The organism is Flavobacterium kochi, from assembly GCF_048286715.1.
Taxonomy (GTDB): Bacteria; Bacteroidota; Bacteroidia; order Flavobacteriales; family Flavobacteriaceae; genus Flavobacterium.
Genome location: NZ_JBLVPW010000015.1, coordinates 121,028 through 144,641, shown reverse-complemented (window position 1 = coordinate 144,641; position 23,614 = coordinate 121,028). Strand labels below are relative to the sequence as shown.

Genomic DNA, 23,614 nt, shown 5'->3' with positions numbered 1-23,614 from the left:
CATCCCGAACAGAGTAGTTAAGCCCGCCTGCGCAGATGGTACTGCAGTTATGTGGGAGAGTATGTCGTCGCCTTTCTTTAAAGAATCCTCATCATTTACTTGATGGGGTTTTTTTTTTGCGTAAAACTTTTTTTAGGACAATAAATTATGGCTCTCTATTTTAAAAATTATTTAACAATTTTTGACTGTAAAATACTTATCTTTAATACGTTAGTGTTTTAGTTGTGATTTCAAATCAAAATAAATAAAACGATACGGTTATGAAAACAACAGCAAAAATTTTCATTCTGTTCCTCGCTACCAATTTAATTACCTTGATGGTTCCTCAAAAAATAAGTGCGCAGGTATCCATTAGTTTCCAACTTTTTTATGATGATTTAAGCCCACATGGATATTGGATCAATAATCCAGAGTATGGATATGTTTGGGTTCCTAAGGTATCTGGTGCGTTTATTCCTTATGGCACTAACGGTCATTGGGTTTTCACCAACGTAGGCTGGACCTGGGTATCTGATTATTCATGGGGCTGGGCACCATTTCACTATGGCCGCTGGTTTTATGACCCTTATTATGGATGGATATGGGTCCCTGGTTATGACTGGGGTCCGGGATGGGTCACTTGGAGGGTTTCGGAAGGATATTACGGGTGGGCCCCAATAGGGCCCGGTATTAGCATTAGTATTGCTTATAGTAATGGTTATCGGTTGCCTTACAATCAGTGGATATTTGTAAGAGATAGGGATTTTGGAAGACCAAACATTTATAATTATTATATTCCTTCATCTAGAAACGCTACAATCATTAATAATTCCAAAGTGATAAATAATATTAAGCGGGACAATTCAACGCAGGTAAGATACAATGCGGGACCTGATAGAAATGATGTGAGAAGACGAACCGGAGCAACACTTTCTCCGATAACTTTAAAGGAAAGAAATAGACCAGGACAGAGTTTGAATAGCAGAGAACTAGGAATATACAGACCGAAGGTGGAAAAACGCAGGTCTGCGGCAAAAGAACCAGCCCCGTCTAAAGTCATGCGATTGAAAGATCTGAAACCCGCTGCGCAAAGAAATGTTAGAAGTCAGCCACAGAAAGAAAATCAGCAGCAACGTAACGATCAGCCAGTGAGGAAGCAACCTACGCAAGAACAGCGTAATGCGCCGGTTAGACAACAAGCTAGAGAACAGCAGGTAAAAGAGCAACAAGTTAAAGAACAGCAGTTTAGACAGCAACAAGCTAAAGGGCAGCAAATGCAACAGCAGACTAAAGAGCCACAAGCCAGACAGCAACAAATGCGAGAACAAAGGAATGATCCACATCGAAGCAAAGAGAAATGAAACAGAAACGAAATGATTAATAAGGTAAACAGCAACGTTAATTCCTTTATTTAAATCCTATAACAGCTTGCTACTAGTTATTAAAGATTGGTTAATTAGTATATCTGGGGATCTAAGATCACAGTAAAAAGGAAATTTGTTCTTTAAAAATTTGCCTGATGATTATTTTTTAAGAAGATGGAATCAAATGGTTTATTTCTTTAATAATGTACTGATTGGGCCTCTATTTTTTTGGCAAAAAAAGCACTTACATTAACAATACTATGTATTATGGATTTTGAAAATGAAGCATCACTAGAGAATAAAGTAAAAACTTAAAGCATTTAATTTATTTAAAGTCAAGATCATGAAAAAATTAATTTATTTGATAAGTTTGGTGGGAATTGTATCACTGTTTAATTCCTGTTCAGCAGGTTATGTCTCCGTAGAACCTGCATATCATGAAGTTTACATACCAGCACGTCCCGGTGCAAACTATATTTGGATAGAAGGTAGTTGGTATTGGAATAATAGAACACGCTCTTATGATCGTAGGGAGGGTTATTGGACGGTGCCACGGCAAGGTCATTACTATAAACAAGGTCATTGGAATAAAACGCGACGTGGCTATCGTTGGTCACCAGGTGGGTGGCAGAGATAAGTGTTGCTAAGAGTTGTAATAAGGACAGATTAGAATCTATGTAGTTTTTAATCTTATAGGTCCTTTAAAAAAATAGTTTTGACAATGCACAGTTATGTGGGACCGTATCTTGTTGTCTTTTTTTAAATCCTATTCATCTACTTGAATAGGATTTTACTTGTGTAATATTTTGATAGACAAGAAATAGTATTGAAAAACCCACACCCCTGTTCAATCTGTAACTCAACGGGGGGAGGACTTGAAACGAATAGCCGGATCTGACCTTTTTTGGGATGGTCGTGTCAAGTATTATAGATAATGTTCTCGATAATAGTTGCAAATCTTATTAATCGGACATTCCGGGCATTTAGGAGTTGGTCGACAAATTTCTCTTCCCAGAAACGAAATTGCCATCCCAATTTCTCCCCAAATTTCTCTTGGCAGCGCTTGCATGAGTTGTTTTTCGGCTTTAATTCCGTCTTTAGTTTCTGTGATTATTCCAATTCTGGGAGCAACGCGAATAACATGTAAATCGGCTATAATTCCCTCCGCAGGAATTTTTGCTTCACGCATTATTACATTGGCAGATTTTCTTCCAATACCTTTTAGAGCAACCAAGTCTTCCATCGTGAACGGAATATTTTCGTCTTTTTGGATGGTTTGCGCAATTTCCAATAACCATTTCGCCTTATTGCCAAAATTTCTGACGGTGGAGATATAAGGAATTAATGCATCCCGATTTGATACGGCCAAACTTTCCATATTGGGATACGCTTCAAATAAAGCAGGAGCAATCTTATTTATATGCGCATCAGAGTCTTGAGCTGACAATACCACCATCACTAAAAGCTGGTACAAATTGTGATGGTCTAATGGATGTTTTCTTCCTTTGTATTTTGTGAGAATGGGTTCTAATTTTTTAGCCCAATCATTTGAGTTTCCAAATAAATCCATAGTATTACTCTTTAAAGTCCACTGATAATGAATTCACGCAATAACGTTGTCCCGTTTTGGTAGGCCCGTCATCAAATACATGTCCGAGGTGGCTACCGCAATTAGCACATACAATTTCAGTTCGTTTCATGCCATGTGTAACATCTGAAATATATGTTACTTTACCAGGAATCGATTCGTCAAATGAAGGCCAACCGCAATGCGCATCAAACTTGGAATTACTTTTAAACAAAGGTTCTCCGCAGGCGCCGCAGCAATACGTTCCTTTTTCATAGTGTAAATTATAAGTTCCGGTATGAGGATATTCAGTTCCTTTTTGACGCAGAATTCGATAGCGCTCCTCTCCTAATTGTTCCTTCCATTCTTGTTCTGTTTTTTCGATAGGATATTTCATGATTTTATTTTTTTGTTCTTTTTGTATAACGTTGTAGCACATTTATTTGTTTTGAATGAATTGAATTGTTTTTTCAATTACTGTATGATTGCCAAGAATTTTTCGATGCCCTAATCCATCAGTTAGAAATAACGCTCCATTTTTCAGGTATTTGTGAATGTGTTTTGCTGCTGTTACCGGAACTTCGGGATCATTATTGTCATGAATAACTAAGACTGGGATAGTGGTTTCTTTTGCGGCTAAATAAGCAGAATAACTGTTCATGTCTTCTTTATATTTTTTTTCAAAATGCAAGCGCAAACGAGTACTTATAGTTGGTTTTAATTCTAATTTTGCCACAAAATCGTCCATGATATCCTGCACGACATCGCCACTGCCAATAACAACTGCATGACTTACTTTTAATCCTTTTTTGATAGCATTCAAAACTGACATTCCTCCTAATGAATGACCTATTGCGGCTTCGAAAGGACCAAATTGCCTGTCAATTTCTAAAATTGCAGCAATAAAATCAACCATAATAGTATTTTTTCCAGGTGATTTTCCATGTGCGGGCGCATCAAAACTAATCGTGGAATATCCAGCTTTTAGTAACTCGTCAGCTATTTTGAATAATTGTGTCCCACGTCCTGACCAACCGTGGACTAATAAGATTTTCTTTTCACTTTTTCCATATTGATATAAAACGACCTCTTTACCAATTCCAGGAATCTTGACTGATTTTTGTATACTGTTCTGATCCATTTCCAATTCTCTTTTTGGAATTTTATGTTTTATGGGGGTAGTAAACAGTTTGGCAGCAAATAATGTAATTAGTTTTGGCGAAATAAAAGAGATTAATTTACTAGTTAATAAGATAATCTTAGGAATTTTCAATGATTGTGTATGAATAGAAGTTTTTTTTGTCATTTCAATAAATTTTCGTGCGGGTTATTATGTTAAATTTTTTTTACTAAATTTAGAAAACATAAAAGTAGTATTTTTTATAAAGTTTTTATTGAGATTAACATAAAAGAGAGAAATAATAAAATATTTAGAATTGTTTAAAAAAATACGTGAATAGGATTATAATTAACTGACAAACAACAAAATTTCATAAATGGAAATATTTCATATCAGTGCAGAATGTTACCCGGTAGCAAAAGTAGGCGGTTTAGCCGATGTTGTAGGCGCATTGCCAAAATATCAAAATAATGCAGGGCATCATGTAAGAGTTGTAATGCCATGTTATGATTCAAAGTTCAGAAATGAAAATGAATTTGAATGTGTGCATTGGGGGCATGTAAAACTGGGAAGTTTTAATTTTCCTTTTAGTATTCTGAAAGAAAAAACGGATAAGCTGGGGTTTGAATTGTATTTGGTAGAAATTCCAGAATTATTTGATAGAAAAGAAGTCTATGGCTATGAAGATGATATTGAGCGATTTTTATCATTCCAAATTGCGACTTTAGATTGGATAATTGGAAGAGAAGATGTTCCGGACGTTATCAATTGCCATGATCATCACACTGGTGTGGTTCCTTTTATGATGTTGTATTGTGATAAATATGAAAAATTGCGAAATACGCCATCTATGATTACTATTCATAATGGTTTGTATCAGGGACAGTTTGGTTTTGATAAGTTACACTATTTACCCGAGTTTGATTTGGCTCATGTGAATGTTTTGGAATGGGATAAGTGTATTAATTCACTCGCCGTAGGAATTAAGTGTGCCTGGGCGGTGACAACGGTTTCTCCAAATTATTTAAATGAAATAAATTATTCAGCTAACGGATTAGAATCTTTGTTTAATCTGGTACGCTATAAATCGAGAGGAATTTTGAATGGAATTGATATCGAAGTTTGGGATCCGGCCAAAGATGCAATGCTTGAGAAAAACTATTCAATTAAAAATTTCGAAAATGGAAAACAGGAAAATAAAGAAAAATTATGCAACCTCTTTAATTTAGATCCAACAAAACCACTTTTTAGTTTTATTGGAAGATTATTGGAAGAAAAAGGAGGAGATTTATTACCACATGCTGCAGCACTGGCATTGGCTGAAAATTATAAACAAATTAATATTTTAATTTTAGGTTCGGGAAATTCGTCTATAGAAAATCAGCTGAATAGTTTATTAGCGGATTATCAAGGTAACTACAATACTTTTATAGGATATAATGAAGAATTGGCTCATTTAATTTATGCAGGATCTGATTTTTTATTAATGCCTTCAAGAGTTGAACCCTGTGGTTTAAACCAAATGTATTCGTTGCGATATGGAACAATTCCTATTGTAAGAAGGACAGGAGGATTAAAAGATACCGTTATTGATTTTGGAGATGATGGAAATGGCATTTGTCATGATCAGGCAACAGTAGGAGATATTTGTTATTCGATTCAAAGAGCAGTGGATTTATATAACGATAAAAAACATTTAAATAAAATTAGAAAAATAGGAATGAGCACGGATCATTCCTGGGAAAGAGTCTGTCAGGAATATATAGAAATGTACAATTTAATAATTAAGAAGAAATGAAAGCTAAAAAGAAAAATGTTATTGCGATTATTTTAGGTGGAGGACAGGGATCCAGATTATACCCATTGACAGAAACAAGATCTAAACCAGCTGTGCCAATAGGAGGTAAATATAGATTGGTCGATATTCCCATTTCAAATTGTATGAATTCAGATATTTACAGAATGTTTGTATTGACCCAATTCAATTCGGCTTCTTTAAATGCGCACATTAAAAACACTTATAATTTTAGTATTTTTAGCCATGCTTTTGTTGATATTCTCGCCGCGGAACAAACTCCCGATAATCCAACCTGGTTTCAGGGAACTGCAGATGCCGTAAGACAGTGTATGCCCCATTTCTTGAATCATGATTTTGATTATGCATTGATACTTTCCGGAGATCAACTGTATCAGATGGATTTCAATGCAATGCTGGAGGAGCATATTCAAAGGGATGCCGATATTACGATCGCTACCTTGCCCGTAAATGCGAAAGACGCTCCTGAATTTGGAATTCTAAAAACAAACGCTGAAAGTTGTATTGAATCTTTCATTGAAAAACCTGCAAAGGAATTACTACCAAACTGGAAATCAGATGTGAGTGAGCAAATGAAGAGCGAAGGAAAACATTATTTGGCTTCGATGGGAATCTATATATTCAACAAAAAATTGTTGGTAGAGATCATGTCCAATAAAGAAACAAAAGATTTTGGCAAAGAAATTATTCCACAAGCGGTTGGGAATAAAAAAATATTAAGTTACCAATATGAAGGGTACTGGACTGACATTGGTAATATTGATTCCTTTTTTGAGGCTAATATTGGATTAACTGAAGATTTACCTAAATTTAATTTATTCGATAATGATAACAAAATTTACACAAGACCAAGATTGTTGCCCCCATCTAAATTCCAAAAAACAACTGTTGATAAATCCTTAATTTCCGAAGGTTGTATTTTGAATGCCAAAGAAATAAACCACTCCGTAATTGGTATTCGATCCAGAATAGGTGAGGGAACCATCATTCAAAATTGTTATGTTATGGGGAATGATTTCTATCAGAATATTGATGATATGAATGAAGACATTAAAAACAATAAACAATTAATAGGGATTGGGGAAAGATGTTTCATAAACAATGCTCTTGTGGATAAAAATTGCAGAATTGGTAATGATGTTTACATCAATGGAGGCAGTCACTTAGAGGATTTTTCTAATGAATTATATGCGATCAAAGACGGAATTGTTGTCATTAAAAAAGGAGCAGTTATACCTGATAATTATATCATAAAGTAAATTTAAAAACTGTTTTTTCTTAAACTAATATTCTATTTTTTTTATAAAAATGGAATTATACAATTGTTATATGAGTAAAGTTATCTCGCATTCCCTTTTTACAGATTTTGATATCGATTTATTTAAAGCTGGGAAACATTTCCGACTCTACGAAAAACTAGGTGCACATCTAATAACAGTTGATGGGGCGGATGGTGTTTATTTTGCCGTATGGGCCCCTACAGCTCATTCGGTATCTGTGGTCGGGGATTTCAATTTTTGGACGCAAGGCGAACATTTGTTACATGTGCGTTGGGATTCATCAGGTATTTGGGAAGGATTTATTCCAAATATTAAAAAAGGGGCAACCTATAAATATAAAATACAATCCAATAATAATGGAATTGTCACTGAAAAAGCGGATCCCTTTGCTTTTTACTGTGAAACACCGCCTCATACCGCTTCGGTAGTTTGGGATTTAGATTATAAATGGAATGATAATAACTGGATGGAAACACGTCAAAATCATAATGGTTTGGACAAGCCCTATTCAGTTTATGAAGTGCATTTAGGTTCCTGGAAGCGTCATGCTGAAGAAAACCGTTTTTTGACTTATCTCGAATTTGCTGAAGATTTAGTAAATTATGTAAAAGAAACAGGCTTTACTCATGTAGAGTTTATGCCTATAATGGAGTACCCATACGATCCCTCCTGGGGTTACCAATTAGTAGGCTATTTTGCTCCTACTTCTCGTTTTGGGAAACCGCAGGATTTTATGGTTTTGGTTGATAAACTGCACGAAGCGGGAATTGGAGTAATTCTGGACTGGGTACCTTCTCATTTTCCTGATGATGCGCATGGTTTAGGATTTTTTGATGGATCAAATCTTTTTGAACATCCTGACCGTAGAAAAGGCTATCATCCGGATTGGAAAAGTTTGGTGTTCAATTATGGTCGAAATGAAGTTCGTTCCTTCCTGATTAGTAATGCATTATTCTGGCTGCAACATTATCATGCAGATGCCTTGCGTGTTGATGCCGTGGCTTCTATGTTATATTTGGATTATTCCAGAAATGATGGAGAATGGGAACCCAATATCTATGGAGGCAGAGAAAATCTTGATACCATAAGTTTCTTAAAGGAATTTAATGAAGCCGTTTATCTCAATTATGAAGGAGTTCAAACCATTGCCGAGGAAAGCACTTCTTTTCCCATGGTTTCAAGACCAACATCAGTTGGTGGTTTAGGTTTCGGAATGAAGTGGATGATGGGATGGATGCACGATACTTTGGAATATTTCCAAAAAGATACCGTGTATAGAAAATACCATCAAAACGATTTGACTTTTTCGATGACCTATACTTTTTCTGAAAATTTTATGTTGCCACTTTCCCATGACGAGGTGGTGTACGGAAAAAAATCAATTGCAGGAAGAATGCCAGGTGATGAATGGCAAAAATTTGCAAATTTAAGGTTGTTGTATGGGTATATGTTCATGCATCCCGGAACCAAATTGTTGTTCATGGGAAGTGAATTTGGACAAAGTAATGAATGGAATTTCGAAGGAAGTTTAGATTGGCATTTATTGCAATATCCGTTCCATGAAGGCGTGAAAAAATTGATTACCGATCTCAATAAATTGTATAAAACGCAACCTGCATTATATGAAAAACAATTTAGTCCGGAAGGATTCGAATGGATTAATTATTCGGATCATCAAAATGCAGTAATGTCTTTCATTCGAAAAGGAAATAACCCAAAAGAAGATGTGATTGTAGTTTGTAATTATACTCAAATAGTTCGTCCTAATTATCGCATTGGTTTACCGAGAAAAGGTAAATTAACCGAAATATTTAATAGTGACGCTGCATATTATGGAGGAAGCGGCGTTTCCAATTCTAAAAAATTAACAATTGAAGCGATGCCTTATGACGGAAGAGATTATTCTACAGAATTACTTTTGCCTCCTTTAAGTGTAACTGCTTTCAAAATTTTATAAATAAATTTTCACTTAATAGTATCAAATTACATCATTAATAGTTTCATTTAATAGGGGAACAATTAGTGATGTGGTTGGTATTGGTATGCCTGAAAATTATAACGTTTTCGTGAATAAACCTAAGATATGTAACTGTTTACAAAGTATTTTTGTAAGTTTGAGTTGCAAAAATCTTGCAAAATAAATACCACAGCATATGATTACAAATACAGAATTAGAATATAAAGGGGATTTATATCCCACAAAAATAGTTGCTTTTGAACATGAAGTAGATTCTGTATCTTTTCATACTGATAATAGTGTAATATTAAAAGTAACTGTATTAAGAGATAGTTTAATACGTTTTAGATTTACCACAAAAGGATATTTTAGTAACGATTTTTCGTATGCTATTGACAAAAGCCATTCGCATGGATATAATTTTCTTGAGGTTTCTGAAGTGGAAGATTATTATCAGATTAAAACCAGTAAAGTCCAATGTCGAATTCAAAAGACAGATATGAGATTGTCTATTTTTGATTTGAAAGACCATCTGATTTTAGAAGATGAATTGGGTTTTCACTGGGAAGAAAGCTATGAATATGGCGGTAATATCGTAAAAATGAGTAAGTCTTCAAAAGATGGGGAATGCTTTTACGGACTTGGCGACAAAGCTACCCAATTGAATTTGAAAGGAAAAAGACTGGAAAATTTTGCTACTGATCAATATGCTTTTCAAAAAGACCAGGAGCCATTATACAAAGTGGTTCCGTTTTATATCGGATTGCATAATAAAAAATCCTATGGAATTTTCTTTGACAATACTTTTAGAACTTATTTTGATTTTTGTCACGAAAGAAGAAACGTAGCCAGCTATTGGGCAGAAGGTGGAGAAATGAATTATTATTTCATTTATGGACCGCAAATGCAGGATGTTGTTACCACATTTACTGAGTTGACCGGTAAACCGGAATTGCCACCACTTTGGGCACTTGGATACCACCAATGCAAATGGAGTTACTATCCGGAAAGTAATTTAAAAGAAGTAGCAGCTAAATTTAGGGAATTGAAAATTCCATGTGATGCATTGTACTTGGATATTGATTATATGGAAGGTTTTCGATGTTTCACTTGGAATAAAGAATATTTTCCTGACCCAAAAAGAATGGTTGCAGAATTAGCTGAGGATGGTTTCAAAACTGTTGTAATTATTGATCCGGGAATAAAAATTGATAAAGAATATGCTATATATAGGGAAGCATTAAAAAACGACTATTTCTGCAAAAGGGCTGATGGCCCTTATATGAAAGGAAAAGTATGGCCTGGAGAATGCAATTTTCCAGATTATACAAATCCTGCCGTTAGAGAATGGTGGGCAGGATTATTTAAAGAATTAGTTTCGGACATAGGTGTAAAAGGAGTGTGGAATGATATGAACGAGCCAGCCGTTATGGAGGTTCCAAATAAAACATTTCCTATGGATGTACGACATGATTACGATGGAAATCCATGTAGTCATAGAAAAGCGCATAATATTTATGGTACGCAAATGGCAAGAGCAACGTATCATGGAGTAAAAAGATTTGCTTATCCCAAAAGGCCTTTTGTTATTACAAGATCAGCCTATGCAGGAGCGCAACGATACACATCGTCTTGGACTGGGGATAATGTTGCGACCTGGGAACATTTATGGATTGCAAACATTCAGGTGCAACGCATGTCTATTTCAGGAATGGGTTTCACCGGGTCTGATATTGGAGGATTTGCGGAGCAGCCTTCGGGAGAATTATATGCACGCTGGATTCAATTAGGGGTTTTTCATCCTTTTTGCAGAACACATTCTTCCGGTGATCATGGCGATCAGGAGCCATGGGCATTTGACGAAGAAGTGATTGATATTACCAGAAAGTTCGTCAGCTTGCGGTATCAATTATTGCCCTATTTGTATACCATGTTTTGGCAATACATTGAAGAGGGAATTCCCATGTTAAAACCACTGGTATATTATGATCAGGAAGATATTCAGACACATTATAGAAATGACGAATTTGTTTTTGGAAACCAAATTTTAGTTTGTCCTATTTTAGAACCTAATTCTTTAGGTAGAAGGATGTATATTCCTCGCGGAAAGTGGTATAACTATTGGACAAATGAAGAAGTTAAAGGAGGAAAAGAAATTTGGGTAGATACTAAATTCGACCAGATTCCACTGTTTGTGAAAGCGGGTGCAATCATTCCAAAATACCCTGTCCAACAGTATGTTGGAGAACTTGAATTTGACGAGTTAACATTAGATATTTACTACAAAGAAGGGAAAGAAAAGTCAGTGGTTTATGAGGATGCTCAAGATGGTTACGATTATAAAAAAGGAAGGTATAGCTTGCTGTCATTCCAAACCAACGGTAAGGCAAAAGAACTAATTATCCAGTTGCATAAAGAAGGAAAATTTGACACCAATTATTCGAAGTATAAAATAACTCTGGTTGGGTTGCCATTTAAGGTTAAAGAAATTGAAATTGACAATGTAAAAGTTTTATTTGACAAAACAATTTTCGAAAAGGAAAGCTATTTAATTGTTGATAAGGAGTTTGCAGAGTTACATCTGCTTGGTGAATAACAAAGAAGTTGATACATTTTGATTTAATTATGTAAATAAATAATTCATAGATAGTTGTATTTTTGTATTAAAATTAAATATTAAAATTATGAAAAAGAACTTATTACTAGGAATTTTTGCGGCAGGATTACTTTATTCTTGTGCTACAAATCCGCTTACGGGGAAAAAAAGCCTGAATTTTGTTTCTAACAGTGAGTTGTTTCCATCTTCTTTTCAGCAATATGGAACTTTTTTGAAAGAAAATAAAGTTATTGTCGGAACAGCTGATGCCAGACGAGTAGAAACGGTTGGTATGCGAATCAAAGCCGCCGCAGAAAAATATTTAACCTATTTAGGACAATCACAATATTTGAATGATTACCGTTGGGAATATAAATTAATTGATAATAAAGAAGTTAATGCCTGGTGCATGCCAGGAGGTAAAATTGTTGTTTATTCGGGGATATTGCCAATAACAAAAGACGATGCAGGTTTAGCTACCGTAATGGGACACGAAGTTTCACACGCATTAGCAAATCACGGGGCGCAACGAATGAGTGCTGCTCAATTGCAGCAATTAGGTGCTGTAGGAGTTGCAGTGGCTACTGGTAGTCAAAGTGCAGAAAAACAACAAATGTGGCAACAATATTACGGGCTAGGATCTCAAGTAGGAGTAATGCTTCCATTTAGTAGAAGTCATGAAAGTGAAGCTGATAAAATTGGACTTACGCTTATGGCAATTGCTGGGTATAATCCAGATGATGCTGTAATCTTTTGGCAAAGAATGGCAGCGCAATCTGCAGGACAATCACCACCAGAATTTTTAAGTACGCATCCATCTGATGCTACCAGAATTGCAAATTTAAAAGCATTGATTCCGGAAGCGAAAGCTTTAGCTGCTAAAGTTGGAGTTATTTACAGATAAGAACGTAAGGTTGATTATTCATTAGTATAACAGGTAACGAAGTATAAAAAAGGTTATTCCCGTACAAACGAGAATAGCCTTTTTAATTTTAGTTGTAATTATAAATACTTCATTATGAATGATTAATGATTTATTAATGTCGAATTAGTTACATTTTAGATCAACCTAAACAAAAAATAAATAAATTCGCAGCATAAAAAAAAGAAACATGGCAGATTTACCAAAAGGAAGTAAAAAATTATTAAACGCTTGGGCTTTTTATGATTGGGCAAATTCAGTTTATCCATTAGTGATTACGTCGGCAGTCTTTCCAATTTTTTATGAAGCATTATTTTCAAACAGCAATCATTATATATCAGTTTTTGGTTTTAGTGTTAAAAATTCTGCATTGATTAGTTTTGTTACTGCTTTTGCATTTTTAGTAGTCGCATTAATTTCTCCTTTGTTGTCAGGCATATCAGATTATGTAGGTAATAAAAAATCTTTCATGAAATTCTTTTGCTACTTAGGAGCTTTATCCTGTGTGGGATTGTACTGGTTCAGTTTAGATAGTATTTATATCAGTTTATTATTTTATTTTTTTGGTTTAATAGGTTTTTGGGGAAGTTTAGTGTTTTACAATTCCTATTTACCAGATATTGCTTTTATTGAGCAACAAGATGAAACCAGTGCTAAAGGATATTCCTATGGCTACATAGGAAGTGTTATATTGTTGATTGTCAATTTAGCGATGATCATGATGCCAGACATTTTTGGCATTGCAGGAACTAAGGGAGAAGCAGCTATGAAAGCTATGCGGTATTCTTTTATAATGGTAGGGGTCTGGTGGATTGTTTTTAGTCAATATACATACTATTATTTACCAAAAGGAAGCAGAAATGAAGAACGCAAAGTGACTAAAGCTTTAGTTTTTAATGGATTTAGAGAATTAAAAAAAGTATGGCATTTATTGGAAGAAAACAGTGCCTTAAAAAAATACCTTGTTAGCTTTTTTGTTTATAGTATGGCTGTCCAGACTGTTATGCTTATTGCTACTTATTTTGGAGCACAAGAAATTAGTTGGGCATCGAAAAGTGAAAGCACAATGGGTTTAATTATTTGCATTCTATTAATCCAGTTAGTAGCCATTGTTGGTGCGGTTTTAACCTCAAAAGCTTCAGAGAAATTCGGAAATATTCCTACGCTGATTGTAATCAATTGCTTTTGGGTGGTATTATGTGCTGCAGCTTATTTTATAACATTACCAATACATTTTTATATTATGGCGGGGTTAGTAGGACTCGTAATGGGCGGAATTCAGGCTTTGTCGCGTTCAACGTATTCTAAATTATTACCAGAAACAGAGGACACCGCTTCCTTTTTTAGTTTTTACGACGTTTCCGAAAAAATTGGGATTGTTTTCGGAATGCTGATTTATGGGATTATAGATCAAATTACCGGAAGTCCACGTTTTGCAATAGTTTTTTTAGGAGTGTTTTTTATAACAGGTGTCATTTTGTTGAAAAGAGTACCTAAAAACAGTGCTCTAAATGGATAAAATAAACAATAATGCTTTCCATTTTTTATACTTTAAAAAATAGCTGTTTTCTTAATTATAGTTTTTAAAATTTTTCTTTATTTGTAAGAAGATGTAATCGATTTTACTTTCACTTTGGCATAATGATTGACTCTTTTAGTGTCAAGCTTAGTAATCATGTCATACATCGATTTTATTTATAATTACTGCTATGATACCTTATATTTGCTTGACAAATTAAAATTTTTAATGACAAAAAGACTTAAATAATATATGTCAAATCATAAAATACTTACTATTGACAATCTGTCACTTCAAGAATTTGATTCTGAAGCCGATTTAATACCTTTATTGACTCCTGAAGATGAGGAGGAAATGAATAATGAAGCATTGCCAGATTCTTTGCCTATTTTACCATTGCGTAATATGGTTTTATTTCCAGGAGTTGTTATTCCAATTACTGCAGGACGTGATAAATCAATAAAGTTAATCAATGATGCCAATGCAGCAGGGAAAATCATTGGTGTTGTAGCTCAAAAAAACGAACAGGACGAAGATCCAACTCCCGAAGATATTCATAGTATAGGCACAGTTGCTCGAATTTTAAGGGTTTTAAAAATGCCTGATGGGAATATTACAGTGATACTTCAAGGAAAAAAGCGATTTGAAATAGATTCTGTAATTGCCGAAAGCCCGTATATAACGGCAAAAATAAAAGAAGTTCCTGAAAAAAGACCAGGAAAACATGATACAGAGTTTATAGCAATTCTTGATTCTATCAAAGAATTAGCGATTCAAATTATAAAAGAAAGTCCCAACATCCCCAGTGAAGCTACTTTTGCGATTAAAAATATTGAAAGCCAATCTTTTTTAATCAATTTTGTTACTTCTAATATGAACTTAACGGTTAAAGAAAAACAAGATTTGCTAGCCGTTAACGAGCTTAAAGTAAGAGCTTTAGATACGTTGCGTTATATGAATGTGGAGTTGCAAAAATTGGAATTGAAAAATGATATTCAATCAAAAGTTCGTTTCGATTTAGACCAGCAACAACGAGAATATTTCCTTCATCAGCAAATGAAAACGATCCAAGAAGAATTGGGTGGTGTTTCACAGGAGGAGGAAATGGATGAAATGTTGCAGAAGTCTTTGACCAAAAAATGGGACGAAAAAACTAAAAAACATTTCGAAAAAGAATTGTCTAAAATGCGTCGGATGAATCCTCAAGCGCCAGATTTTGGAATTCAAAGAAACTATTTAGAGTTGTTTTTAGAATTGCCTTGGAATGAATATTCCGAAGATAATTTTGATTTAAAAAGAGCACAGAAAATTCTTGACAGAGACCACTTTGGTCTTGAAGATGTTAAGAAAAGAATGATAGAGCATTTGGCAGTTTTAAAATTGCGAAATGATATGAAATCACCGATAATTTGTTTGACAGGACCTCCTGGAGTTGGAAAGACCTCTATAGGAAGATCTATCGCAGAAGCATTGGGTAGAAAATATGTTAGAATTTCATTGGGTGGTTTACGTGATGAAGCGGAGATTCGTGGACATAGAAAAACGTATATTGGTGCAATGCCAGGAAGAATTATCCAAAGTTTGAAAAAGGCGGGAACTTCGAATCCTGTATTTGTTTTGGATGAAATCGATAAATTATCCAATAGTAATCAAGGCGATCCCTCTTCGGCATTATTGGAAGTTTTAGATCCAGAACAAAATAATTCTTTTTATGATAATTTCCTGGAAATGGGATATGATCTGTCAAAAGTAATGTTTATTGCTACATCCAATAATATGGCTGCGATTCAACCTGCGTTGAAAGACAGAATGGAAATCATCAAAATGTCCGGCTACACAATTGAAGAAAAGGTAGAAATTGCACGTCAGCATTTATTTCCAAGACAATTGAAAGAACATGGTTTAACAACTAAGGATTTAACGATTGGAAAAAAACAATTAGAAAAAATAGTAGAAGGATATACTCGTGAATCCGGAGTTCGTGGTTTGGAAGCTAAAATTGCTCAGGTAATCCGTAATGCAGCAAAATCTGTTGCAATGGAAGAAGAATATAACAAAAAAGTTACTGACGAAGATATTATAAAAACACTGGGTGTTCCGAGATTGGAAAGAGACAAGTATGAAAACAATGATGTTGCCGGTGTGGTAACCGGTTTGGCCTGGACTTCTGTTGGAGGCGATATTCTTTTTATTGAATCGTTACTTTCTCCCGGAAAGGGAACGATGACGATTACCGGGAATTTAGGTACGGTAATGAAAGAATCGGCGACAATTGCTCTAGAATACATTAAGGCAAATGCAAAACTTGTAGGATTGGATTCGGAGATACTTTCCAAATACAATATTCACTTACACGTTCCGGAAGGGGCAACTCCAAAAGATGGTCCTAGTGCGGGAATTGCAATGTTAACATCATTAGTTTCGCTCTTTACCCAAAAGAGAGTTAAGAAAAACTTGGCGATGACAGGAGAAATTACTTTGCGTGGAAAAGTTTTACCTGTTGGCGGAATAAAAGAGAAGATTTTGGCTGCGAAGAGAGCTAATATTAAAGAAATTATCCTATGTCACGAAAATAAAAGTGATATTGATGAAATAAAACCTGAATATCTTGAAGGTCTGACCTTTCATTATGTTAAAGAAATGAGCGAAGTACTTAAATTTGCTTTGACCGATCAGAAAGTCAAGAACGCAAAGGTATTGTAAGGAATCATTTTTTTTATTTATACACATCCATCTGGAAATTTCAAGATGACACTTATTCATTTAAGTTTCGTTGTGAAATTTCGAGGGCATTGAAAAACTCATGATAAATAAAGGGCTTGTACAATTAATTATGTGTGTACAAGCCCTTTTTTCTTTGTCATATTTGCATACCTAAATTTTTTTGTGTCAAATAAGCAATTCTCAGAGCGTTTATTTGTATTTGCACCAGGTTATTTCTCGTAGTATTTTTCGTAGGGGATTTTTTCAGTGCCCTCGAAATTTCAGGATGGATTTTTTATTTTATTTAGTATTTTTCTCGAAACTTAGCGGAGAAACCGGTAAATATATTATATTATAATTTTATCTTCGCGTTTGCGTTTTACCATAGATAAATAGGAATTTAAAGCATGTTGAAAAAACTTTTATTATTTTCTTTCTTATCCGTTTGTGCTGTGTCTTACAGTCAGATAGGAGGAAAGTATACCTATCAGTTTTTGAATTTGGTTACGGCGCCAAGACAAGCTGCTTTAGGAGGAAAAACGGTTACAATTTATGACGATGATGTAAATCAGGTCAATTTTAATCCGGCAACATTGAATCCTGAAATGGGCAACCACCTGGCTTTGAATTACGGAAGTTATTACAGGGAAGTAACCTATGGAACAGCTTCTTATGCGTACACCTATGACAGGCATTTACAAACTTTTCAGGCCGGTATCAATTATGTCAATTATGGCAATTTTGATGGTTATGATGAGAATGGCCAGTCTACAGCTTCATTTACAGGAAGTGAAATTGCGCTTTCTTTTGGTTATGCCTATGCTATTCCCAATACGACCATTCATTTAGGAGCTAATGCAAAATTGATTTCCTCCACTTTAGAAAGTTATAGTTCCTTTGGTGGTGCGATTGATATTGGCGCTCTTTTTATTGATGAGAAAAACGATGTTAACTGGGGCTTGGCAATACGAAATATTGGAACTCAATTTACTACATATAATGGTGTAAACGAAAAATTACCACTAGAAATTAGTGCAGGCGTTTCACAAGAATTGGAAAATGTGCCCATTCGCTGGCATCTTACACTTGAAAATTTACAGCAATGGAATATTGCTTTTTCTAATCCTGAAAGAGCCGAATCTTCAATAGATGGAAGTTCTACAGATGAAAAAGTGTCAGTAATAAATAATGCTTTCCGTCATGTAATTATGGGAGTAGAGCTTTTTCCTAAAAAATCGTTTAATATTCGATTGGGGTATAATTTTCGAAGAGCAGAAGAATTACGACTTTTGGAACAGCGTAATTTTTCGGGAGTTTCGGCTGGTTTTGGTCTGAAATTCAATAAATTAAAATTTAATTATTCGTATTCACGATATACTTTAGCGGGGAATACGAGCTTATTTGGTTTAACTATTAACTTACAATAATATTATTTTGGATAAAAAAATTACCATAGCAATTGACGGATTTTCGTCTACAGGAAAAAGTACTTTAGCCAAGCAACTTGCAAATCGCTTGGGATATGTATATGTTGATACGGGGGCAATGTATCGTGCTGTTGCATTTTTTACGATGCAAAACGGATACATAAAAGCAGATTTTTTTGATAAACAAGCATTAATTAACCGTTTGCCAAATATAAAATTACAATTCAAATTTAACGTTGATTTGGGTTTTGCTGAAATGTATTTGAATGATGTGAATGTTGAAAAAGAAATCAGAACTATCGAAGTTTCAAATTTTGTAAGCAAGGTGGCTGAAATATCTGAAGTTCGTGCCAAATTAGTGGAGCAGCAAAAAGAAATGGGTAAGGACAAAGGTATTGTTATGGACGGTAGGGATATCGGAACCGTAGTTTTTCCAGATGCCGAACTTAAAATTTTTATGACCGCAGGTGCAGAAACCCGGGCACAAAGACGTTTTGATGAATTACAGGAAAAAGGAGATCCAGTTACGTATGAAGAGGTATTAAAAAATGTAGAAGAACGCGATTATATTGATACGCACCGAAAAGATTCGCCTTTGGTGATGGCTGAAGATGCTATTGAAATCGATAATTCCCACCTCACTCGTGAAGAACAATTTAAAGTTGTTCTGGATTTGGTCGATGAAGTTGTTAAAGCGGTTTAATTTTTTGTAGATCTCTTTTTTAATATTAGATTTACGCCTTGTTGATTTTAAAAATAAAAAACAATTCATCTTATGGGAATTAAAAACAGGTTGGTATTAATGAACTTCCTACAATTTTTTATTTGGGGTTCTTGGTTACTTACTATTGGAGCTTATTGGTTTAATAACAAACATTGGTCTGGAACCGAGTTTGGAATCATATTTTCGACAATGGGTATTTCTTCTGTTTTTATGCCGGCTTTAACAGGGATTATTTCAGATCGATTAATAAATGCTGAAAGATTATATGGATTGCTTCATTTTTTGGGTGCTGCCGCTTTATTTTACCTGCCTCAAGTAGATAATCCAATCACTTTTTTTTGGGTGATGCTGGTGAATATGTTTTTCTATATGCCCACGATTTCATTATCGATCACTGTCGCATACAATGCTTTAATTGCAAAAGATTTTGATGTTGTAAAGGATTATCCACCCATTAGAATCTGGGGAACTATAGGTTTTATTGCTGCACTTTGGGTGGTAAGTTTAACACATAATGAGACTTCGTCCAATCAATTTTATATCGCAGGAATTGTTTCATTTTTATTGGGGATTTATGCCTTTACACTTCCAAAATGTCCTCCAATGTGTAAAGGGGAGAAGACCACTTCCTTCACGAATGCTTTGGGTTTAAATGCTTTTGAATTATTTAAACAAAGAAAATTTGCTGTTTTCTTTGTTTTTTCAATGTTATTGGGTGCTGCCTTGCAATTGACTAATGCTTATGGAGATACGTATATTCATGATTTTGCGGGCGTAGCTGCGTATAAAAACACAATTGCAGTTAAATATCCAGCTATAATCATGTCGATTTCGCAAGTTTCAGAAACACTGTTTATATTGGCGATTCCATTTTTTCTTAGAAAATTAGGGATTAAATATGTGATGTTATTCAGTATGCTGGCTTGGGTTTTACGTTTTGGATTGTTTGCTTTTGGAAATCCTTCTGATGGATTGTGGATGATAATTATGTCTTGTATTGTTTACGGAATGGCATTTGACTTTTTTAATATTTCGGGTTCTTTGTTTGTGGAAACACAGACAGATTCAAAAATTAGAGGAAGTGCTCAGGGATTATTTATGATGATGGTCAATGGTTTTGGAGCATTAATAGGCAGTTTTACTAGCGGCTATATAATCCAAAAATATTTTACGCTTGCAGATGGGGGTAAAGATTGGTTTCATATTTGGATGACTTTTGCCAGTTATGCTTTGGTTCTGGCTCTTGTTTTTCCGTTTGTTTTTAAATACAATCATGACGCAAAAGCATTGGAAAAATTCAGTCATTAAAGGATTTTTTGCATAGATCAAACCCGTCTCGTTTCAAAATGGAGGCGGGTTTTTTATTGCTAAAAATCACTATGAAACCTAGTAAGCCTCAATGGAGCTGGTATTCTTGAAGCATAACGGAGCCATAAGAGAGAGAGAGAGAGAGAGAGAGAGAGAGAGAGAGAGAGAGAGAGAGAGAGAGAGAGAGAGAGAGAGGGAACTGTTACCTCCAAGAAAATAGTTAAGTATCTCTTGATTATCAATCTATTATCTTGTCTGTAAAATTTTGCAGTTTAAGATAAATGTGTTACCTTTGCAGTCCTTTTGGTGAATAAGAGTTTCCTTTAGGGTTCAACTAATTATACAAACAACTTCTGTTGTTTTCTATCACATTAAGAAACTCGAGAGAATACAGAATACAAATTTTTAATCAGCATGTCTGAACAAGTAAAATCACAAGAAGAGTTTTTAGCAAATTTTAACTGGCACAATTTCGAAGAAGGTATTGATGCTGTTGATGAAAAAAACTTATTAGAATTCGAAGAACTAGTTTCAAAAACATTTATCGCTACTGATCAAGAAGAAGTTGTAGATGGTGTAGTTGTTAGAATTACAGATAGAGACGTTATCGTTGATATCAATGCAAAATCGGAAGGTGTTATTTCATTAAACGAATTCCGTTACAACCCAAGCTTAAAAGTAGGTGATACTGTTGAAGTGTTAATTGACATCCGTGAGGATAAAACAGGTCAATTGGTATTGTCTCACAGAAAAGCACGTACTATCAAATCATGGGATAGAGTTATTTCGGCTAACGAAACAGGAGAAATCGTTAATGGTTTTGTAAAATGCAGAACTAAAGGTGGTATGATCGTTGACGTTTTCGGAATTGAAGCTTTCTTACCAGGATCTCAAATTGATGTTAAACCAATTAGAGACTATGATGTATATGTAAACAAAATGATGGAATTCAAAGTGGTAAAAATTAACCACGAATTCAAAAATGTTGTTGTTTCTCATAAAGCGCTTATTGAAGCGGATATTGAAATCCAGAAAAAAGAGATCATCGGTCAATTACAAAAAGGACAAGTATTAGAAGGTGTTGTTAAAAACATTACTTCTTATGGTGTGTTTATTGACTTAGGTGGTGTTGATGGATTAATTCACATTACTGACCTTTCTTGGAGTAGAATTAACCACCCAAGTGAAGTGTTGGAATTAGACCAAAAATTAAATGTTGTAATCCTTGATTTCGATGATGAGAAAACAAGAATTCAATTAGGATTGAAACAATTAAACGCTCACCCTTGGGATGCTCTTGATGCTAAATTAGCAATTGGAGACAAAGTAAAAGGTAAAGTAGTAGTAATCGCTGATTACGGTGCTTTTATCGAAGTTGCTGAAGGTGTTGAAGGTTTGATCCACGTTTCTGAAATGTCTTGGTCTACTCATTTACGTTCTGCTCAAGATTTCGTAAAAGTTGGTGATGTTGTTGAAGCTGTTATCTTAACTTTAGATAGAGATGACCGTAAAATGTCATTAGGAATCAAACAATTGTCTCAAGATCCTTGGACTGATATCACTGCTAAATACCCAGTAGGTTCTAAACATACAGGTATCGTTAGAAACTTTACAAACTTTGGAATTTTTGTAGAATTGGAAGAAGGAATTGACGGATTGATTTACATCTCTGACTTATCTTGGACTAAGAAAATCAAACACCCATCTGAATTTGTAAACGTTGGTGAAAAACTTGACGTAGTAGTATTAGAATTAGATGTTGAAGGACGTAAATTATCTTTAGGTCACAAACAAACTACTGCTAATCCTTGGGATCAATACGAAGATTCTTTCGCAGTTGGAACTATCCACACAGGTGAAATTTCTGAAATCGTTGACAAAGGAGCTACTGTAGAATTTGGTGATGATATCGTTGCTTTCATTCCTACACGTCACCTTGAAAAAGAAGACGGTAAGAAATTGAAAAAAGGAGAATCAGCTGATTTCAAAGTGATTGAATTCAACAAAGAATTCAAAAGAGTAGTTGCATCTCACACTGCTATCTTCCGTGAAGAAGAAGAGAAAAATGTGAAAACAGCTACTGAAAATACTTCAACTTCGTCTTCATCTACAAATGCACCAGCTGCGACTTTAGGTGATAACAATGATATGTTAGCTGCATTGAAAGCTAAAATGGAAAAGTCAGAGAAAAAATAATTTCTTGAAGCTTTCTAAATAGTAAAAGCCTCACAGTAATGTGAGGCTTTTTTTAGACTTATAATTGAGCAATCCTTTATTCCGAAGAATTTAGTGTTTTCCATTTTTACAAATCATTTTTCCATTCCTGAAAATCAGGTTCTACATAAAGCCACTTTACTTCAGGATGAGTGGTACGGATTTCTTGTTCAAAATTATTGATCAATTGACTTATGGATTGCGTAGTAAGATCCGGACTGCATTTTATTTTTACACAAACTAAGACTTCACCAGGGCCCTGTTGAATAGTTCTGCAATTCAAGACTTCAATAATCTTAGGATTATTTTCTGTTATGAATTTAATTGTATCCAATATAATAGGATCAGCACTTTCGCCAATTAATAATGACTTTACTTCAACAGCAAGGAAAATTGCCATCAAGATTAAAACTACTCCAATAGCAAGAGAACCTATTGCATCATACCGGCTATCTCCCGTATAATAAGAAACTAATAAAGCAATTAATGCTAAAACCAGTCCTAAAACAGCTGCGGAATTTTCTCCAAATACAACAATAAGATCACTATCCTTTGTGCTGCGCAAATAAGTAAAAAAGCCATTGTCTCCTTTTCTCTTATTTAGTTCAATACAATTGGAATACGTTGCATAACCTTCTAAAGCAATGGCAAATAACAAAATGCCAACCCCCCAAGCTATTTCATGTATAGGTTCGGGCCTGTTGTATTTGTGGATTCCTTCATAAATAGAGAACATTCCTCCAATAGAAAACAATAGCATGGCAACCATAAATGACCAGAAATAAACGGATTTACCATAGCCAAATGGATGCTGGTCATCGGCTGGCCGTTTTGCTTGCTTAACACCTAATAATAATAGTAATTGATTGGCGCAATCAGCTGATGAATGGATTGTTTCGGCTAACATAGCTCCGGAACCGGTCATGAAAGCAGCAAATGCTTTAGAAATTACAATGACTACATTAACAAGTAGGCTTTGGATAATATGATGTGAACCATTGGTATTCTTACTATGCTCTTTAGAATTTTTATCCATTTTACTTTTAATTTAAAAATATAAAAGTAAGGATATATTGACTAATCAAATGTATGTTTATCTGAAAACATAGCTACTAAAA

The 23,614-nt window shown here is 34.6% G+C and carries 17 protein-coding genes and 1 rRNA gene; 14 read left to right on the top strand and 4 right to left on the bottom strand.

Features of this window, described 5'->3' with window-relative positions; genetic code table 11:
* The 3 genes from rrf to ACNQGH_RS14500 form a co-directional block, all read left to right on the top strand.
* Positions 1-76, top strand: a 5S ribosomal RNA gene (gene rrf, locus ACNQGH_RS21900); the annotation flags it as partial.
* A gap of 184 nt (positions 77-260) precedes the next feature.
* A complete protein-coding gene (locus tag ACNQGH_RS14505) occupies positions 261-1,340 on the top strand; it encodes a DUF6600 domain-containing protein (RefSeq protein ID WP_417956737.1) in 1,080 nt (359 codons plus the stop codon).
* A gap of 346 nt (positions 1,341-1,686) precedes the next feature.
* On the top strand, positions 1,687-1,980 hold the full coding sequence (locus ACNQGH_RS14500) for a hypothetical protein (protein WP_417956736.1): 294 nt from the start codon (positions 1,687-1,689) through the stop codon (positions 1,978-1,980).
* A 288-nt stretch (positions 1,981-2,268) separates the two neighbouring features.
* On the opposite strand, the gene ACNQGH_RS14495 is transcribed toward ACNQGH_RS14500, so the two are convergent.
* The 3 genes from ACNQGH_RS14495 to ACNQGH_RS14485 are packed head-to-tail and all read right to left on the bottom strand — an operon-like array spanning position 2,269 to position 4,216.
* Positions 2,269-2,913, bottom strand: a complete 645-nt coding sequence (locus ACNQGH_RS14495) for an endonuclease III domain-containing protein (RefSeq protein ID WP_417956735.1) — start codon at positions 2,911-2,913, stop codon at positions 2,269-2,271.
* A gap of 4 nt (positions 2,914-2,917) precedes the next feature.
* The gene (msrB, locus tag ACNQGH_RS14490; RefSeq protein ID WP_417956734.1) at positions 2,918-3,307 is read right to left on the bottom strand and encodes a peptide-methionine (R)-S-oxide reductase MsrB; all 390 of its coding nucleotides are present in this window, start codon (positions 3,305-3,307) and stop codon (positions 2,918-2,920) included.
* A 42-nt stretch (positions 3,308-3,349) separates the two neighbouring features.
* Entirely contained in the window at positions 3,350-4,216 is an 867-nt protein-coding gene (locus ACNQGH_RS14485; RefSeq protein WP_417956733.1) for an alpha/beta fold hydrolase, read from the bottom strand.
* A gap of 190 nt (positions 4,217-4,406) precedes the next feature.
* Between ACNQGH_RS14485 and ACNQGH_RS14480 the strand changes: the two genes are divergently transcribed.
* From ACNQGH_RS14480 to rpsA, 11 genes are all read left to right on the top strand, one after another.
* Positions 4,407-5,828: a glycogen synthase gene (locus tag ACNQGH_RS14480; RefSeq protein ID WP_417956732.1), complete on the top strand. Its 1,422-nt coding sequence runs from the start codon at positions 4,407-4,409 to the stop codon at positions 5,826-5,828.
* A complete protein-coding gene (locus ACNQGH_RS14475; protein WP_417956731.1) occupies positions 5,825-7,105 on the top strand; it encodes a glucose-1-phosphate adenylyltransferase in 1,281 nt (426 codons plus the stop codon). Before ACNQGH_RS14480 ends, ACNQGH_RS14475 begins: the two co-directional genes overlap by 4 nt.
* 70 nt (positions 7,106-7,175) lie before the next feature.
* A complete protein-coding gene (gene glgB, locus ACNQGH_RS14470; RefSeq protein ID WP_417956730.1) occupies positions 7,176-9,083 on the top strand; it encodes a 1,4-alpha-glucan branching protein GlgB in 1,908 nt (635 codons plus the stop codon).
* A gap of 196 nt (positions 9,084-9,279) precedes the next feature.
* Entirely contained in the window at positions 9,280-11,679 is a 2,400-nt protein-coding gene (locus tag ACNQGH_RS14465) for a glycoside hydrolase family 31 protein (protein ID WP_417956728.1), read from the top strand.
* Positions 11,680-11,767: 88 nt separating this feature from the next.
* Entirely contained in the window at positions 11,768-12,583 is an 816-nt protein-coding gene (locus tag ACNQGH_RS14460) for a M48 family metallopeptidase (protein WP_417956727.1), read from the top strand.
* Between the two features lie 208 nt (positions 12,584-12,791).
* Positions 12,792-14,120, top strand: coding sequence for an MFS transporter (locus ACNQGH_RS14455; protein ID WP_417956726.1), 1,329 nt, complete (start codon positions 12,792-12,794; stop codon positions 14,118-14,120).
* A 252-nt stretch (positions 14,121-14,372) separates the two neighbouring features.
* A complete protein-coding gene (gene lon, locus ACNQGH_RS14450; protein ID WP_417956725.1) occupies positions 14,373-16,823 on the top strand; it encodes an endopeptidase La in 2,451 nt (816 codons plus the stop codon).
* Positions 16,824-17,230: 407 nt separating this feature from the next.
* Positions 17,231-18,250: a type IX secretion system protein PorQ gene (gene porQ, locus ACNQGH_RS14445; protein WP_417956724.1), complete on the top strand. Its 1,020-nt coding sequence runs from the start codon at positions 17,231-17,233 to the stop codon at positions 18,248-18,250.
* A 7-nt stretch (positions 18,251-18,257) separates the two neighbouring features.
* A complete protein-coding gene (gene cmk / locus ACNQGH_RS14440; RefSeq protein WP_417956723.1) occupies positions 18,258-18,953 on the top strand; it encodes a (d)CMP kinase in 696 nt (231 codons plus the stop codon).
* Positions 18,954-19,025: 72 nt separating this feature from the next.
* A complete protein-coding gene (locus ACNQGH_RS14435) occupies positions 19,026-20,282 on the top strand; it encodes a nucleoside permease (protein ID WP_417956722.1) in 1,257 nt (418 codons plus the stop codon).
* Between the two features lie 414 nt (positions 20,283-20,696).
* Positions 20,697-22,478 (top strand): 30S ribosomal protein S1, encoded by a 1,782-nt coding sequence (gene rpsA, locus ACNQGH_RS14430; protein WP_417956721.1) that lies wholly within the window; start codon positions 20,697-20,699, stop codon positions 22,476-22,478.
* 106 nt (positions 22,479-22,584) lie between these two features.
* Here rpsA and ACNQGH_RS14425 read toward each other — a convergent pair whose 3' ends face one another.
* Entirely contained in the window at positions 22,585-23,532 is a 948-nt protein-coding gene (locus ACNQGH_RS14425; protein ID WP_417956720.1) for a cation diffusion facilitator family transporter, read from the bottom strand.
* Between the last annotated feature and the right edge of the window lie 82 nt (positions 23,533-23,614).

Coding starts and splice junctions, on each gene's coding strand:
- glgB (WP_417956730.1), top strand. CDS start 7,176: ATGAGTAAAGTTATCTCGCATTCCCTTTTTACAGATTTTGATATCGAT.
- rpsA (WP_417956721.1), top strand. CDS start 20,697: ATGTCTGAACAAGTAAAATCACAAGAAGAGTTTTTAGCAAATTTTAAC.
- porQ (WP_417956724.1), top strand. CDS start 17,231: ATGTTGAAAAAACTTTTATTATTTTCTTTCTTATCCGTTTGTGCTGTG.
- msrB (WP_417956734.1), bottom strand. CDS start 3,307: ATGAAATATCCTATCGAAAAAACAGAACAAGAATGGAAGGAACAATTA.
- ACNQGH_RS14465 (WP_417956728.1), top strand. CDS start 9,280: ATGATTACAAATACAGAATTAGAATATAAAGGGGATTTATATCCCACA.
- ACNQGH_RS14425 (WP_417956720.1), bottom strand. CDS start 23,532: ATGGATAAAAATTCTAAAGAGCATAGTAAGAATACCAATGGTTCACAT.
- ACNQGH_RS14460 (WP_417956727.1), top strand. CDS start 11,768: ATGAAAAAGAACTTATTACTAGGAATTTTTGCGGCAGGATTACTTTAT.
- ACNQGH_RS14495 (WP_417956735.1), bottom strand. CDS start 2,913: ATGGATTTATTTGGAAACTCAAATGATTGGGCTAAAAAATTAGAACCC.
- ACNQGH_RS14505 (WP_417956737.1), top strand. CDS start 261: ATGAAAACAACAGCAAAAATTTTCATTCTGTTCCTCGCTACCAATTTA.
- ACNQGH_RS14500 (WP_417956736.1), top strand. CDS start 1,687: ATGAAAAAATTAATTTATTTGATAAGTTTGGTGGGAATTGTATCACTG.
- ACNQGH_RS14455 (WP_417956726.1), top strand. CDS start 12,792: ATGGCAGATTTACCAAAAGGAAGTAAAAAATTATTAAACGCTTGGGCT.
- lon (WP_417956725.1), top strand. CDS start 14,373: ATGTCAAATCATAAAATACTTACTATTGACAATCTGTCACTTCAAGAA.
- ACNQGH_RS14480 (WP_417956732.1), top strand. CDS start 4,407: ATGGAAATATTTCATATCAGTGCAGAATGTTACCCGGTAGCAAAAGTA.
- ACNQGH_RS14485 (WP_417956733.1), bottom strand. CDS start 4,216: ATGACAAAAAAAACTTCTATTCATACACAATCATTGAAAATTCCTAAG.
- ACNQGH_RS14475 (WP_417956731.1), top strand. CDS start 5,825: ATGAAAGCTAAAAAGAAAAATGTTATTGCGATTATTTTAGGTGGAGGA.
- ACNQGH_RS14435 (WP_417956722.1), top strand. CDS start 19,026: ATGGGAATTAAAAACAGGTTGGTATTAATGAACTTCCTACAATTTTTT.